The 15,003-nt window shown below is 72.7% G+C and carries 8 protein-coding genes; 4 read left to right on the top strand and 4 right to left on the bottom strand.

Going from position 1 to position 15,003, the window contains the following annotated elements:
* The first annotated feature begins 100 nt into the window (after positions 1-100).
* Both ACFP1K_RS14425 and ACFP1K_RS14420 read left to right on the top strand, forming a co-directional pair.
* The gene (locus tag ACFP1K_RS14425; protein WP_380752199.1) at positions 101-580 is read left to right on the top strand and encodes an Lrp/AsnC family transcriptional regulator; all 480 of its coding nucleotides are present in this window, start codon (positions 101-103) and stop codon (positions 578-580) included.
* Positions 581-785: 205 nt separating this feature from the next.
* On the top strand, positions 786-2,942 hold the full coding sequence (locus ACFP1K_RS14420; protein WP_380752196.1) for a transglycosylase domain-containing protein: 2,157 nt from the start codon (positions 786-788) through the stop codon (positions 2,940-2,942).
* Here the strand turns inward: ACFP1K_RS14420 and ACFP1K_RS14415 are convergent.
* The 4 genes from ACFP1K_RS14415 to ACFP1K_RS14400 all read right to left on the bottom strand — a co-directional run bounded on the left by ACFP1K_RS14415 (position 2,923) and on the right by ACFP1K_RS14400 (position 12,550).
* Positions 2,923-4,893 (bottom strand): thioredoxin domain-containing protein, encoded by a 1,971-nt coding sequence (locus ACFP1K_RS14415; RefSeq protein ID WP_380752193.1) that lies wholly within the window; start codon positions 4,891-4,893, stop codon positions 2,923-2,925. The two genes, ACFP1K_RS14420 and ACFP1K_RS14415, sit on opposite strands and share 20 nt — an antisense overlap.
* Positions 4,894-5,804: 911 nt before the next feature.
* A complete protein-coding gene (locus tag ACFP1K_RS14410) occupies positions 5,805-6,338 on the bottom strand; it encodes a deaminase (RefSeq protein ID WP_380752190.1) in 534 nt (177 codons plus the stop codon).
* Positions 6,335-7,015, bottom strand: coding sequence for a RibD family protein (locus ACFP1K_RS14405; RefSeq protein WP_380752187.1), 681 nt, complete (start codon positions 7,013-7,015; stop codon positions 6,335-6,337). The genes ACFP1K_RS14410 and ACFP1K_RS14405 overlap by 4 nt, the downstream gene beginning before the upstream one ends.
* Positions 7,016-7,963: 948 nt before the next feature.
* Positions 7,964-12,550, bottom strand: coding sequence for a cation-translocating P-type ATPase (locus ACFP1K_RS14400; protein WP_380752184.1), 4,587 nt, complete (start codon positions 12,548-12,550; stop codon positions 7,964-7,966).
* A 145-nt stretch (positions 12,551-12,695) separates the two neighbouring features.
* Here ACFP1K_RS14400 and ACFP1K_RS14395 point away from each other — a divergent pair, with 145 nt between their 5' ends.
* Together ACFP1K_RS14395 and ACFP1K_RS14390 are read left to right on the top strand one after the other, a co-directional pair.
* Entirely contained in the window at positions 12,696-13,415 is a 720-nt protein-coding gene (locus tag ACFP1K_RS14395; RefSeq protein ID WP_380752181.1) for a hypothetical protein, read from the top strand.
* Positions 13,416-13,851: 436 nt separating this feature from the next.
* Complete coding sequence (locus ACFP1K_RS14390) at positions 13,852-15,003, top strand: hypothetical protein (RefSeq protein WP_380752178.1); 1,152 nt, start codon at positions 13,852-13,854, stop codon at positions 15,001-15,003.

The following is a 15,003-nucleotide window of genomic DNA, read 5'->3' as shown; positions in this document are numbered from 1 at the left end:
CCCCACCTTCCGGTGAGGTGGCCTATATGTGCAAGCGATAGAAAATTCAGTGCACAAGTTGCCTAGCTGAATCCGGACATCGTCGGCAATGCTGTACAGCATGACGATCGATGAGCTGGACGTCCGCCTGATCACCCTGCTGGCCGCCGAGCCCCGAGTGGGCGTGCTGGAGGCGTCCCGGCGGCTCGGGGTCGCCCGGGGCACCGTGCAGGCGCGGCTGGACCGTCTCATGGCGAGCGGGGTGATCATCGGGTTCGGCCCGGAGGTCGACCCGGCCGCGCTCGGCTACACCGTGACCGCGTTCGTCACCCTGCACATCCGGCAGGTCAGCGGGCACGACCCGGTCGCGGGGCTCCTGGCCCGCATCCCGGTGGTGCTGGAGGTGCACACGATCACCGGCGGGGACGACATGCTGTGCCGGGTGGTCGCCCGCAGCAACGCCGACCTGCAGCGCGTCATCGACCTGATCGTGGAGGTCGAGGGCGTGGTGCGCACGTCGTCGGTGATCGCCTTGGACACGCCGGTCGTCTATCGTGTGCTGCCATTGGTCGCCGACGCGCCGCGGCACGGGACGAACTGAAACGCTCCCACCGTCTTGGGCCTCACCTGGCGAATTATTCCCCGCGGGCCCCGCGGCCGATGCCCTGCTCTGACCTGATTCCACCCTCGGCCATATGAAGTTCGCGAGGCGGCTCGACGGGCCGAGCAGCGCTATCTATGGTTTAGATTGGACGGTCCGCCCAGCTTACGGGGGTTTAGCTGAGCAGCAGATCGGGGGTGACGCCGTGGGGGCCGAGGGGAAGACCGGCCGGACCAGGCGACGCGTTCTCCGTCGTTTCCTGATCGCCGGGGCCGTCGCCTTCCTCGCCGTCGTCGGCGCCCTCGCCATCGCCTGGGTCCTCACGCCGATCCCCGACACCACGCAGAAGCTCGCCACCGCGCAGGGCTCGACCATCTACTACCGCGACGGCAAGAGCGTGCTCGCCCGCCAGGGCGTGAACCGTAAGAACGTCCGGCTGGACCAGGTGCCGAAATACGTCCAGGACGCGGTCATCTCCGTGGAGAACCGAACTTTTTACCAGGACCAAGGCGTGTCTCTGCAGGGCACCGTCCGCGCCATGTGGTCGACCGTCACCGGCAACCAGCTCCAGGGCGGCTCCACCATCACCCAGCAGCTGGTGCGCAACTACTACAGCGGGCTCAGCCAGGAACGGTCCGCGGCGCGCAAGCTCAAAGAGATCATGATCTCGCTGAAGGTCGACAGGTCCAGGTCCAAGGCCTGGGTCCTGGAGCAGTACCTCAACACCATCTACTTCGGCCGCGGCGCGTACGGCATCCAGGCCGCCGCGCAGGCGTACTTCGACAAGAACGTCGGCAAGCTGACGCCGTCCGAGGGCGCCTACCTGGCCGCGGTGATCCAGCAGCCGTCCCGCTTCGCCGCGCCGCGGGGCGCCGACCTAGTCGCCGCAGAGGGCCGCTGGCAGGCCGTGGTGGGCGCGATGGTGCAGACCCGGGCGCTCACGCCGTCCGAGGCGGCCACGATGACCTTTCCCAAGCTCGCCAAGCTGAAGAACCCCCTGTCGCTCAGCGGCCAGAAGGGCTACATCCTGGCGCAGGTGCGGGCCGAGCTGAACCGCCGCGGCTTCACCGACGAGGAGATCCAGCAGGGCGGGCTGAAGATCACCACGACCTTCGACAAGCGCCTGATGGGCGCGGCGGCCCGCGCGGTCAAGGACACGCTGCCCGACGAGGTGCCCGGCAAGGTGCGCACCGGGCTCGCCGCCGTGGACCCCACCACCGGTGAGGTGGTCGCCTTCTACGGCGGCAAGGACTACCGCGACAACCAGTACGACAACGCGTTCTCCGCCAAGGTGCAGGCCGGGTCCACCTTCAAGCCGTACGCGCTGGCGGCGGCGCTGGAGGACGGCCTGGGGCTCACCACCCGGGTCAACGGCAACTCCCCGATCAGGGTGGCCTCCGCCCGCGACCCCATCCCGAACTCCGGCGGGACGTCGTACGGCGCGTCGATCGACCTCGTGGAGGCGACCCGCAACTCCGTCAACACCGCCTTCGTGGACCTCGGGCAGCGGGTCGGCCTCAGCAAGATCGCCAAGGCCGCAGAGGCGGCCGGCATCCCGGCCGACCAGCTGGCCCTGCAGAAGTCCTTCCCCACCTTCCCGCTCGGCACGGCCTCGGTGAGCGCCGTGCAGCAGGCGTCCGGTTTCGCCACGTTCGCCGCGCAGGGTGTGCACCGCGAGGCGCACGTCATCCGCGCCGTCACCGACGCCCAGGGGCTGGCCAGGAAGTTCGCCGCCTCCGCCGTGCGGGCGTTCAAGGAGGACACCGCCGCCGACGCCACCTACGCGATGCGCCAGGCGGTGGAGGGCGGCACCGGCACCGCGGCCCGCCTGTACGACCGGCCGGTGGCGGGCAAGACCGGCACCAGCGACGCGTCCAGCTCGGTGTGGTTCGTCGGCTTCACCCCGCAGCTCTCCACCGCCGTCAACATGTTCAGGGACGACAACAAGACCGTCCGGGTCCCCGGCTACGGCGCGCTGTTCGGCGGCTCGCTGCCCGCCCAGGTCTGGAAGGCCTTCATGACCGAGGCCATGGAGGGCAAGCCGGTCAAGCAGTTCCCCGAGCCGGTGTCGTACGACCCGAACAACTGGTACGGCAACCAGGGCTGGAACGACCCGGACAACGGCTGGAACAACAACGACGGCTGGAACGACAACGCCTCGCCGCCGCCCGACGGCGCGCCGACCACCCCGCCGTCCGAGCCGCCGCCGTCCGGCACGCCCGAGCCGCCGCCGCCCGGCGACGGCCCGCCCGGCCCGCCGGACGACGGCCCCGGTCCCGACGAGGGCCCGGACGGCGATCCGAACCCTCAGGACCCTCCGGCCACCGAGCCCCCCGTGGAGCTCAACGCCCCACGGCGCTGACGAGCAGCTCTCTGGTCAGGTCGGCCGGGGTGGTGACCGGCAGGCGGCAGGTGAAGTTCCGGCAGACGTACGCGGCGGGCTCGCCGCCGACCAGCCCCCGGTCGCGCATCAGGGGGACGTCGCCGTCGCCCAGGGCGATCACCAGGCCCGGCGCGCCGGACATCAGCGCGGCCCGATGCAGTGCTGATGTGCGGGGGTCGTCCGGTGCGCCGGTGATGGCCACCTCCACGGGCCCGGCCAGCGCCGCCTCGGTCACCGCCAGGCCCCAGCCGGCGAAGCGGGAGTGCCGCGGGGCCAGGGCGGAGACCATGCCGAGCGCCTCCTCGGCGGCGGCGCGGTGGCGGGCCGAGCCGGTGAGGGCGGCGTAGGTCAGCAGGGCCCCGGCGGCGGCGAAGCGGCCCGACGGGGTGGCGCCGTCGGTGGCGTCGCGCGGGCGCTGGAACAGCTGCTCGCCGTCGTCCGGGGTGTCGTAGAAGCCGCCCTCGCCGTCGGGGAAGCGGTCGAGCACCGTGCCGAGCAGCGCGCCCGCCCGCTCGAACCACCGGACCTCGCCGGTCACGCCGTACAGGGCGAGGAATCCCTCGGCGACGTCCGCGTAGTCCTCCAGCACGCCCGCGTTCCTGCCCGCGCGGCCGTCCCGCGAGGTGCGCCAGAGCCGCGCGCCGTCGGTGTGCAGGCCGTCGATCAGCTCGGCGGCGCCGCGGGCCGCGTCGACCAGGTCGGGGCGGCCGAACAGCGCTCCCGCCTCGGCCAGCGCCGCGATCGCCAGGCCGTTCCATGCGGCCACGATCTTGTCGTCCCTGCCTGGCCGCACCCGGGCCGAGCGGGCGGCGAACAACTCGGCCCGCACGGCGTCCAGCAGCGCCGCGTCGTCCGGGTCCGCGGGCAGCTGGAGCACCGAGGTGCCGTGCTCGAACGTCCCCGCGCCGGTCACGTCGAACAACGACGCCGCCAGGTCGCCCCGCTCGGTGCCGAGCACCTCGCGAAGCTGCGCCGGTGTCCATACGTAGAAACGGCCCTCCTCGCCCTCGCTGTCGGCGTCCAGGGCGGAGGCGAAGCCCCCCTCGGTGGTGCGCATCTCGCGCAGCAGCCACTCCGCGGTCTCCAGCACGACCCGCCGGGCCAGGGGGGAGCCGGTGGCGCGCCACCAGTGGGTGTAGACCCGCATCAGCAGCGCGTTGTCGTACAGCATCTTCTCAAAGTGCGGCACCACCCACTCGGCGTCCACGCTGTACCGGGCGAACCCGCCGCCGAGCTGGTCGTAGATGCCGCCCCTGGCCATGGCCTCCAGCGTGACGCCCGCCATCTCGACGGCCTCGTCCGTGCCGTGGCGCAGCAGGAACTCCAGCACCATGGACGGCGGGAACTTCGGCGCCCCCCCGAAGCCGCCCCGCCGGGGGTCGAACGTGGTGGCGAGGTCGCGGACGGCCTTCTCGGTGACCTCGGCGGTGGGCGCGGGCCCGGACAGGAGCACCGCCTGGTCCAGCGCCTCCACCACCTTGCCGCCCTGGGTCAGCACACCCTCGCGGTCCTGCGTCCACGCCTGCGACACGGCGGACAGCAGCCGCTGGAACTGCTGCCTCGGGAAGTAGGTGCCCGCGTAGAAGGGATGGCCCTCCGGGGTGGCGAACACCGTCATCGGCCAGCCGCCGTGGCCGGTCATGGCCGTGGTGGCGCTCATGTACACCGCGTCCACGTCCGGCCGCTCCTCGCGGTCCACCTTGACGTTCACGAACTTGGCGTTCATGGACCGCGCCGTCGCCACGTCCTCAAAGGACTCATGGGCCATCACATGACACCAGTGGCAGGCGGAATACCCCACCGAGATCAGCAGCGGCACATCCCGCCGCCGCGCCTCCGCGAACGCCTCCGCGCCCCATTCGTGCCAGTCGACGGGATTGCCCGCGTGCTGAAGCAAATAAGGGCTAGTCGCATTCCGCAGCCTGTTCATAGGTCCTCCTACGGCATGGAATCCAGTGCACTCCGACGTCTCCCATCATGTCCGGAACGTCGGCACACCGAACCCCCTCGCAGGAGGCCCTCCAGCTGTCAGCCCGCTGTGACGAGGTAAGCGACCCCAAGCAGAATGACCACAGGAATCAGCCAGACCACGACCTCAAGCGCGAACTCCTTGTACATCTGCCACAAACTCCTAAGCTCAGCCGCACAGCGGCACAACAGCGCCCGCTGCATCTTAACCGCTCCCCCACCCCCTCCACAGCCACCACCCACCCACCCGCACACGCACCGTGACCACCCACGCGGCCTGAACGGCTCTCGAAAATGGGCCTCGCCTTCGGCTCGGACTGTGCATTTTTTGGAGCCTGGCGGCTGGGTTAGCCACCGCTGGCCCGGGTGCAACCCAGCTACGCCTGCCGCCGCCCCAGCTCGACCACAAGGGGCCCACGCGTCACGACCGCCGCTCTGCCCCGGCTGTCCCCAACCACCTCGGCCTGTTCCGCCCACCCCAAGATTTCCACCGCAGGCATCCGGAACAGCCCTTGTTTCGCGCGGAGCCCGCCGCCCGCGAGGCCCATATCCGTGAGCGCCCACGGACATCGGGTCGTCCGCCGCGTGGCGGGCGGCGGCGCGAAGCGGCGTCGCCTCGTCGGGGTTGGTCTCATCGGCGCCGGGTCGGTGGGACGTTGTACGGCGAATCCGGCGCCGCCGTACGGCCGGACACCGGCCTGACGGAACGCCTCGCGGAGGCGCAGGGTGAGCCCGGCAGGCTCGGGGGTGCGGGGGTGTCCCCCGCATGAGGACAGCCCTTGCGCCTTCCGCGCGGAGCGCGTCCTCTGCGAGGACCATTTCCCGGGGCGCCCAGCACGTGCGGGTTTGTCGCTGTGGTACGGCGGTGGGAGGTCAGGAGGGGAACAGGTGGGAGTTCACTGCGCGGACTTCGGGGGCCAGGGTGGGGAGTTCGATGACTTCCACGCCTGCTTCGCGGAGGGTTTCGGCACCTGTGCAGTCGGTGAAGACGTCGGGTTCGTGCCAGGCGAAGACCACGCGGGGGATCGCTGCGGTGAGGATCAACTGGGTGCAGCCTTGGGGGCGGGAGGCGCGGGTGGTGCAGGGTTCCAGGGAGGTGTAGATGGTGGCGTTTCGGAGGTGGGGGTGGTCGGGGGGGAGTTTGGCCAGGGCGGCTTCCTCGGCGTGGTCGAGGGGGTCGGCTTCGCGGGAGTAACCCGTGGCGAGGATCTGGCCGGTGGAGGTGACGATCACGGCGCCTACGGCGAACGCCGTGGTCGAGCGTGGGCACAGGCGGGACAGGTTCACCGCCTCGCGCAGCCATGCGAGATCGGTCGCCGGGCCGGGAGGGCCGGGGGTGGGGGGATCGTGGTGGACGCCGGGTCCGTGGCGGTCCTCGGGGGGGTGGCGGTCGGAGGAGGCGGTCATGGCGGGGAGGGGAGGTAGCGGAGGAGGACGACGTCGCCGAGGGGGCGGGCTTCGGCCAGGCGCATGGGGGTGGTGGGGGTCTGGGGGAAGGAGGCCGGGGCTGTGAAGCGGGGGGCGGAGGGGTCGCCGATGAGGAAGGGGGCTATGACGAGGTGGATCTCGTCGACCAGGCCTGTGGAGAGGAACAGGGTGTGGATGGAGGTGCCGCCCTCGACCATCAGGCGGTGGACGCGTCGGGCGGAGAGGTCGGCGAGGACGCCCGGCAGGTCCAGGGGGTCGCCGGCGTCGACGACGGTGGCCACGGCGCCCACCGCGTCCTTGGTGCGGGCGGCGGCGGGGGAGGTGGCGTAGACGACCTTTTCGACGTCGCCGAGGGTGAAGAACCTCGCGCCGGGGTCCAGGCCGCCGGCCGTGGTGAAGGTGACCTTCAACGGGGTCTCGGTGAGCCCGCGCCGCACCCGGTCCGCCCGGCGGTCGGCCGACCTGACCAGTAGACGTGGATCGTCGGCCCGGATGGTGCCCGCCCCCACCAGGATGGCGTCGCACCCGGCACGCTCGTGATCCACCCGGTCGAAGTCCGCCTCGTTGGACAGAGCCAGCGGCGCGGCCGAGGTGTCATCGATATACCCGTCGATCGACATCGCCACCGACAGCAGAACATACGGCCGCTCGGCCACCGGCACCTCCAGGACGGCAACACCGCCATCATGGCCCCACCGGCACGTCAGGACGGCACCGCCCCCATCATGGCCCACCTGTGACTCCGAGGAGGCCAAGGCCGCCATCATGGCCGACCGTCACCTCAGGGACGGCACCGCCTCCATCGTGGGGCACGGGTGACTCCGAGGAGGCCAGGGCCGCCATCATGGCCGACCGCTATCTCAGGGACGACGACGCCGCCATCGTGGGGCACCGGTGACTCCGCGGAAGCCAGGGCCGTCATCATGGCCGACCGTCACCTCAGGGACGACGACGCCATCATCGTGGGGCACCGGTGATTCCAGGGACGACAGGGCCGCCATCATGGCCGACCGTCACCTCAGGGACGACGACGCCGCCATCGTGGGGCACCGGTGATTCCAGGGACGACAGGGCCGTCATCATGGCCGACTGTCACCTCAGGGACGACGACGCCGCCATCGTGGGGCACCGGTGACTCCGGGGACGACAAGGCCGCCATCATGGCTGACCGGTGCCTCAGGGACGACGCTGCCGCCATGGTGGCGCACCGGTAGATGGACGGCACGCCGATATATCGCCACCGGTATCCGGGGCACGGCGGCGACGCCATCGTGGCCGTTGGCACCTTTGGGGCGGCGCCGTCGCTTGGAGGGCGGTGGTGCCGTCGGGTGGCTTGGGCCACGGTGGCGTTGCCGTCGTGGTCCGGTTCCCGCCTGTGGGGCGGGAGTGGTGGAGTCAGGCGGTCTGGGGAACCGAGCGGGTTGCCCAGACCTGGACGAGGCGGATCACGAGGGCCTCAACGATCAAGAGTGCTGCCTTGGCGAGTACGCCGGCCAGGAAGTCGGACACCAGAACCTCACAGTTGGGGAGTTTCGCCTGTTGTATACAGGATTAGGCATGTTTCTGGCTGTATGTAACGGTTCAGGTGTCTTTGAGGTGAATTTTTAGTGACCGAGCCCTTCGAAGGTGCTGATCCAGCGGCTCACCAGGCCGGCCGCGGCGCCGCTGCCGACGCCGATCGTCCAGCCCACAGGGCCCACGGGACGGCAGCCGAACAGCCTGCTCAGGCCGGGGATCGACACGGCGAGGACCAGGGCCGCCATGGAGACGCCGGTGGCCAGCAGGACCGTACGGTCCCGGCCGCCCAGGCCCAGGGTCTGGATCAGCTGGGCCGAGACCAGGCCGATCAGGCCCACGGTGTCGGCGCGGCCTTCGCTGCCGGTGGCGCGGGCCAGCATCCAGGCGGTCGAGGCGGCCGCCGCGGTCACTCCGGCCCGGACGTAGATGTCCCGGGTGAGGGCGGCGCCCAGTGACGCCTCGGGGCCTTCGGCCAGCAGTTTCTCGGGGCTGGTGGCGCGGGGCGGGCGTACGGCGATGGCCAGGGCGGGCAGCATGTCGGTGAGCAGGTTGACCAGGAGCAGCTGGCGGGCGTTCAGGGTGTTGCGGCCGGCGATCAGGTTGGATCCGACGGTGAAAGCGATCTCGCCCAGGTTGCCGCCGAGCAGGATGCCGAGTGAGTCGCGCACCGAGCTCCACATCGCGCGGCCCTCGACGATGGCGTCCACGATCGTCTCGATGCGGTCGTCGGTCACCACCACGTCGGCGGCGGCCCGCGCGGCGGGGGTGGCCCGCGAGCCGAGCGCGATGCCGACGTCGGCGAGCCGGATGGCGGGGGCGTCGTTGGCGCCGTCCCCGGTGACCGCCACGATGCGGCCGGCGCGTTGCAGGCCGTCCACGATCCTGGCCTTGTGCGCCGGGGTGACCCGGGCGAACACCGACACCTCGGGCAGCGCCTCGGCGAGCGCCGCGTCGTCGATGCTGTCCAGTTCGGGGCCGGTCATGATGCGGCCGCCGTTCAGCGCGCCCAGCTCGGCGGCGATGGCCTCGGCGGTGCTGGGGTGGTCCCCGGTGATCATGACGATGCGCACCCCGGCCCGCATCAGCCTGCGGACGCTGTCCGCGGCGGTGGGCCGCACCGGGTCCGCCAGGCCGAGGTAGCCGAGGAAGCACAGGTCCTTGATCCGCGACTCGTCCAGGTCGTCACGGCTGGACGCGGTCCGCTCGGCCACGGCGAGCACCCGGTACCCCTGCTGGGCGAGCCGGTCCACCTCTTTGGCCAGCGACGTGGCCGTCTCCTGGTCCAGGGGCAGCACCTCGCCGTCGTTCAGCATGGTGGTGCAGCGGTGCAGCACGACCTCGGGCGCGCCCTTGACGCTCAGCACGTGCGTGGCCCCGCCGGGTGCCGCCGGACGGTGCGACGTCCGCGCCGCGAGCTCCGCCGCCGTCCGCAGCGCCTCCCACTCCGATCCCTCGGCCGTACCCGCGAACGGCCTCGCCCCCACAGCCACGACGGAGGCGAGTCCGGCGCCGGAACCGGCACCGTTGCCGGTGGGTGCGGGTACGCCGGGGGTGACCGCGACGACCCTGCCGAGCACGGCGTGGTACCCACGGGTCGGCTCGAACGGCACCTCGGCGATCCGTTCCCAGCCACCGAGCCCTTCGGACTGGACCACTCTGGCCCGGCGCCCTCCCTCCAGGACCGCACGGTCGGTGAGGTGCGCGGGCGGGCGGTCCCCGTCGGTGCGCGGCCCGGCGCGCAGGGCCGCGGCGAGGATGCGCCGGAACTCGGGGGTCAGGTCGTCGACGGGGCGCTCCACCCGGCCGTCGGAGATCCGTTGCAGGCTGATGTGCCCCTCGGTGAGGGTGCCGGTCTTGTCGAAGCACAGCACGTCCACCCGCCCGAGGGCCTCGATGGTGGACGGATTGCGCACCAGCGTCTCCCGGGTCGACAGCCGCCGCGCCGCCGCCAGCTCGGCCAGGGTCGCGATGAACGGCAGCCCCTCGGGCACCGCGGCCACCGCGAGGCTGACCGCCGGGGCGAGCGCGACGCCGATCGGCACCCGCCGCATCAGGTTGGTGAGCATGAGCAGCACGCCCGAGCCGATCGCCACCGGCATGATCTGGCGGCTCAGCGCACGCAGGCGCAGCTCCACCCCGGTCGGAGGCTTCTGCCGGTCCCCGAGCTCCGCCGTGCGCCCCGCCTCGGTCTCGGTGCCGGTGGAGACGACGACCGCCGTGCCGTACCCGGCGGCGACGGTGGTGCCCTGGTAGACCATGGAGTCGCGATCGGCCACGGCGACCGCGGCGTTGGGCGCGGCCGACTTGGTGACGAGCTGCGACTCCCCGGTCAGCGCCGACTCGTCGACCTCCAGCCCGCGTGCCTTGATCACCCGGCAGTCCGCGGGCACGGCGTCGCCGGACCGCAGCTCGATGACGTCCCCGCGCACGAGCTGGTCGGCCACGCCCGCCGCCGTCCCGTCCGGGCGGCGCAGCCGCACCGGCACGGCGGTCGATTCGGCCAGCCGGTTGAGCGCCCGGTCGGCGCCGGTGCGCTGCGCGCCGCCGATCAGGCCGTTGACGGCCAGCACCCCGGTGATCAGTACGGCGTCCAGCGCCGACCCCACGACCGCCGAGATCCCGGCCGCCACCCCGAGCACCGGCGTGAGCGGGTTGGCGAGCTCCTCGGCGGAGGCCCGCAGCAGCGACACCGGCCCGTCGGGCCGGGGCCGCTCGGGGCCCTTCCTGCGCTGCTCGGCCTCGGCCTCGGTGAGGCCGGCCGCCGTGGACGAGACCCGGCTCAGCACGTCCTGCACGGGCAGCGCGTGCCACGGGGTGCGGTCGGCGCGCGGCGGCAGGACGATCTTGCCGAGGTCGCGCGCGGTCCAGGTGCCGGCGGCGAGTGCGACCAGCGAGCTGCAGTCGGCGGCGTACTGCACCCGGCGCAGCGACCGCGGGCCCGTCCCGAGGACGGCCAGCACGCCGCCCGCCGCGGTGCCCGCCGCCGTCACCCGCACACTGCGCTTGCTGGTGACCCTTGCCAGGGGGAGGCATCTCAGCAGCAGATGGGCGGCGTCCGGCTCGCACAGGACGTCGGCGTCCCACGCCGGCCGCGCGGACCTGGCGAACAGCCCGATGCCGAGGTCGGCCTCGGCGAGCCCGCGCCGGGAGCGCTGCGCCACCACGGCCACGGCGTGTCCCTCGGCCTGGAGCTCCCGCACCGCGGCGCCCAGCCGGGTGCCGCCGGGCACCGTGACCTCCACGCCGAGCCGCCACGGCAGGCTCGGATCGCCCCCGGCCAGCACCGCCCGGCAGGCCGTGCCCGCCGTGCTCACCAGCGCCTCGGCGTACGGGTGCACCTCTGGGACCATGCCGGCCAGGGCGACCTCCTCGCCGTCGTGGGTGACGGAGACGGCGCGCACACCGAGGTCGCGCCAGTGCGCGGCCCGTTCGGGCACGGTGGCGAGCGGCGTGGCCGCCCAGTCGTCCTGGCGCCGCGGCGCGGTCGCGTCCGTGCCCTCCAGCAGCGTGTAGACCCGGGCGTGCAGCTCGTCGGGGCCCGCCACCAGGGGGATCACCTCGTGCACGGTCCAGCTGCCCATGGTGAGGGCCTCGGCGTCGAAGACGACGGTGTCGATGCGGTCCATCAGCCGCAGGCATTCGCGGTCCAGGATCAGCGCCCCCCGATGGGCGGCGACGCGGCTCATGACGCTGGTGAACGCGTCGCGGCCGAGCCTGGCCGCCTTCGGGGTGCCCGCGACGAGCATCGCCAGGGCGCGCTCCGGTCCCGACAGCGCGGTGGTCACGCCGTACGAGGCCAGCGCGCCGACGCTGACCATGTCCGCGTAGCGCTCGATGGGGCCGTACGGCAGCGGGACGGGCCTCGGGGTGATGTTCTGCCGGATGTGGCGGTAGGAGCCCTTCTTGCGGGCGAGCTCCGTCTCCCGGGCCCGCCAGGCGTGGCGGGACGCCTGGGCCTCGGCGACGTGGCCGAGCGCGGCCAGCGAGTCGATGAACAGCCCGAGGGGGCGCAGCGCGAGCGTCTGGGCGGTGAAGCGCGTCGTGGCGAAGACCACGTTGGACGCCGGTCGCCCGACCCGCTGCTCCAGTTCGTGCCGGAGGCGCGGTGTGGCCTCCGCGAGCTGGAGCAGCGCCGGCAGCGCGGCGGGTGCCCGGGTCACCCGGGTGACCTGGCCGATGACGGCGACGCCCACGCCGATGAGCCCGGCGCCGAGTTCGACGACGGCGCGGGTCTGGTGCTCGATGGCGTGCCGCGCGGTGCGGTGGTGCTGGCGGACGCCGCGCCGTCCCGTGCCCTCCGCCTCGCCGTTCCGCGAGGCGTTCTCCTCGGCTTCCTCGGCGGCAGCGGCGGCGGCCTGGCCGGCGGTGTCGAGCTCGTCGAGGACCGCGTAGACCTGTTCCATCGGGATGACGACGGGGTCGCCACCGATGTAGACGAAGCGCAGCGCGCCGTTCACCTCGGCCCGCGTCACGCCGTCCAGGGCGCACAGCCGCTCCTCCAGGGCGCGCGCGGCGGACGCGCTTCCCGGGCGGCCGACGTGGTGGAGCTCCACCCGCAACCCGCCGGTGCACGGATGCACCTGCCGTGTGCGGGGGAGTATCCCGCGCACCGCCTCGGGCAGCAGGGAGGTCAGCGCGGCCGCCGGGCCCCTGAGTTCACGGAGCAGGAACACGACGCCTCCATGGACGGATCTCGATCTCGGCACGGCCAAGCCCGCGGGACGGAAGCTTGATCGTTCGATCATAGGTCTGCCCAGGTCAGAGGCGATTCAAGGTCTTCCTGGGGTGGTCTCCTATTTAGGTGCGGAGGCGGTTCCGGTGCCGGATGTCCCGGTTGTGGAGCCGGTGGCCCCCGTCGTCCCGGCCGCGCCGGTCGTCCTTGAGGCCCCGCTGGCCGCCGTCGCCCGGGAGGTCCCGCTCGGACCCGTCGCCCTGGTCCCCGTGGCCCTGGTACCGGTCGACCTGGTCCCGGTCGCTCTGGTCCCCGTCGCCCTGGTGCCGGTGGACCTCGTGCCCGTGGCCCTGGTCCCGGTCGACCTGGTGCCCGTGGCCCTGGTCCCGGTCGACCTGGTCCCGGTGGCCCTGGTGCCGGTGGCCCTGGTCCCCGTCGCCCGGGTTCCGGTGGCCCTGGAGGTGCCCGCGGTCCTGGACGTGCCGGTCGTCCTCGAGGTGCCGGTGGCCCTGGAGGTCCCTGTCGCCCTGGTCCTGGAGGTCCCGGTCGTCCGGGACGTGCCGGTCGTCCGGGAGGTCCCGGTCCTGGACGTGCCGGTCGCGCGGGACGTGCCGGTGGCCCGCGAGGCCCGCGACGCCGCGGTGGTGGCGCGCGTTCCCGTGCGGGACGTGGACCGCGCCGGGGTCCGGGTGGTCCGCGAGGTGGCGCGCGGCGTGGCCGTCTCGGTCCGCGCGGACGTCCGGCCGCCGTTCCTCATCTCGGCGCCGCGGCGGGCGCGCTGCGCGATCATGGTGCCGGCGCCGATGGCGGCGGCGACCGGCCACTCCACCAGGCCGAGCACGGCGAGCGCGCCGAGCGCCCCGTAGTAGAGCATGCGCTCGGGCGGCGGGAGGAAGGTGCGCGCCGTCTCCATCCCGCGCGCCATCTCCTGACGGCTGCCGCCCGCCATTCGCCGCATCCCCGGCATCTGCGGCATGCGCGGCATCCGCGGCATGTGCGGCCGGTGGAGATGGACGCTGACGACGGGGGTGTCCAGCGCGACCAGGTCACCGTCGGGACTTGAGCGCGCCTGGCTCCGTGCCCGGCTTGGGCGTGATGTCGTGGTCACCGTCATGGTGAGTCCTCCTTGTTGCGAAAACTGCTTCTGTCCCACCTTTCCCCAGCTCAGCGGGCATCTATAGCGCTCGCCGCACAGTGATGACATGTCGGCTCCATTAAGTTGCACGGCATTCGCTGTGAAATGTCGCCAGGAGCGGCGGTCCCGCTGTTCCCGCCGCGCGGCGGGGCGTAGGCTCACACAGCGTGAACGTTGATCTGGAGTTCGTCAGTGAGCACGCGGGCCGCCCCGCGACCGCCCTGACCCGGCGGGACGTGGCCCGCGCGCTCCTCGCCGTTCCGAGCGGCCAAGCCCTGGTGTCCATCCCCGACCTGCGGCGCGAGCTGCTCGCCGCGGGCAACCCCCTGTCCGTGCCGTTCTGGGACTCGGCCAAGGCCGCGCTCACCGGGATCGAGGCCGGCGTCGCCACCGTCGGGGACGTCCAGCGCTGGCTGGAGGCCACCGGCACCGAGCCGATCCTCATCACCCGCGGTCACTTCGTGTGGCCCGAGGAGGGGGAGCGCGGCCCCGTCGCCACCGAGCTGTACGAGCTGCTGGTCGAGCATCTTGAGCGGCACGTCGCGCGCGGCGACCTCGACCCCGACCGGCTGGTGGCGGGCGACCACGAGGCGCGCAAGGTGTACGAGGAGGTGCAGGACCGCTGGCTCGGCACCGCGCTGCCGGACGGCCGCGTGCCGAGCGTCGTGGTGGACGAGGAGCTGAACGAAGGGCTGTTCGCCGCCTGGGACGAGGAGGAGGCCTTCGCGCTCAGCGAGCTGCACCGCGTGCTGGCCGACCTCCCCGAGCCCGACCTGCCCCTCGCCGAGCTGGAGGAGGCGGCGCGCGGCCTGCGTACGCTGCTGGCCGAGCCCGGCTACCCCGCATCGGTGCTCAGGGCCTGCGCGGGCTTCGACGACGGCCCGCTGCCCGAGAGCGACATCGAGCTGTGGCTGATGGTCGCGGCGGGTGTCGCGTCCCCGGTCTCCGACATCGAGGAGGACGACGAGGACGAGCACCGCTTCTGGGACCTGGAGAGCGAGCTGAGCCGCGAGGACGCGGCGCTGGCCGCGCTGTGCACCATCCACCACGCCGACTGGCTCGCCGCCGTGGTGGAGCTGTCCCGGCGTGGCCCCGGCGTGCTGGCGTCCCCTGAGCGCATCGCACGGTTCGTCGCCGAGTCCGAGGACATCGACATCGACATGGACGAGCCCGAGGACCTTGAGATGACCGAGTCGCTGTTCTCCGCCGTCACGCCCCTGTGGGAGCGGCTCGGCATCGTGGACGAGCGTTCGGTGCTCACGCAGCTCGGCTGGTGGGGCCTGCCGAAGGCCCTGGAGCGCGCCTGGTCCGCCCGCTGA

This window comes from Sphaerisporangium aureirubrum (genome assembly GCF_042658925.1).
Taxonomy (GTDB): domain Bacteria; phylum Actinomycetota; class Actinomycetes; order Streptosporangiales; family Streptosporangiaceae; genus Sphaerisporangium; species Sphaerisporangium aureirubrum.
Note: the sequence above shows the minus strand (reverse complement) of the source record. Positions and strands in the feature narration are given on the sequence as shown.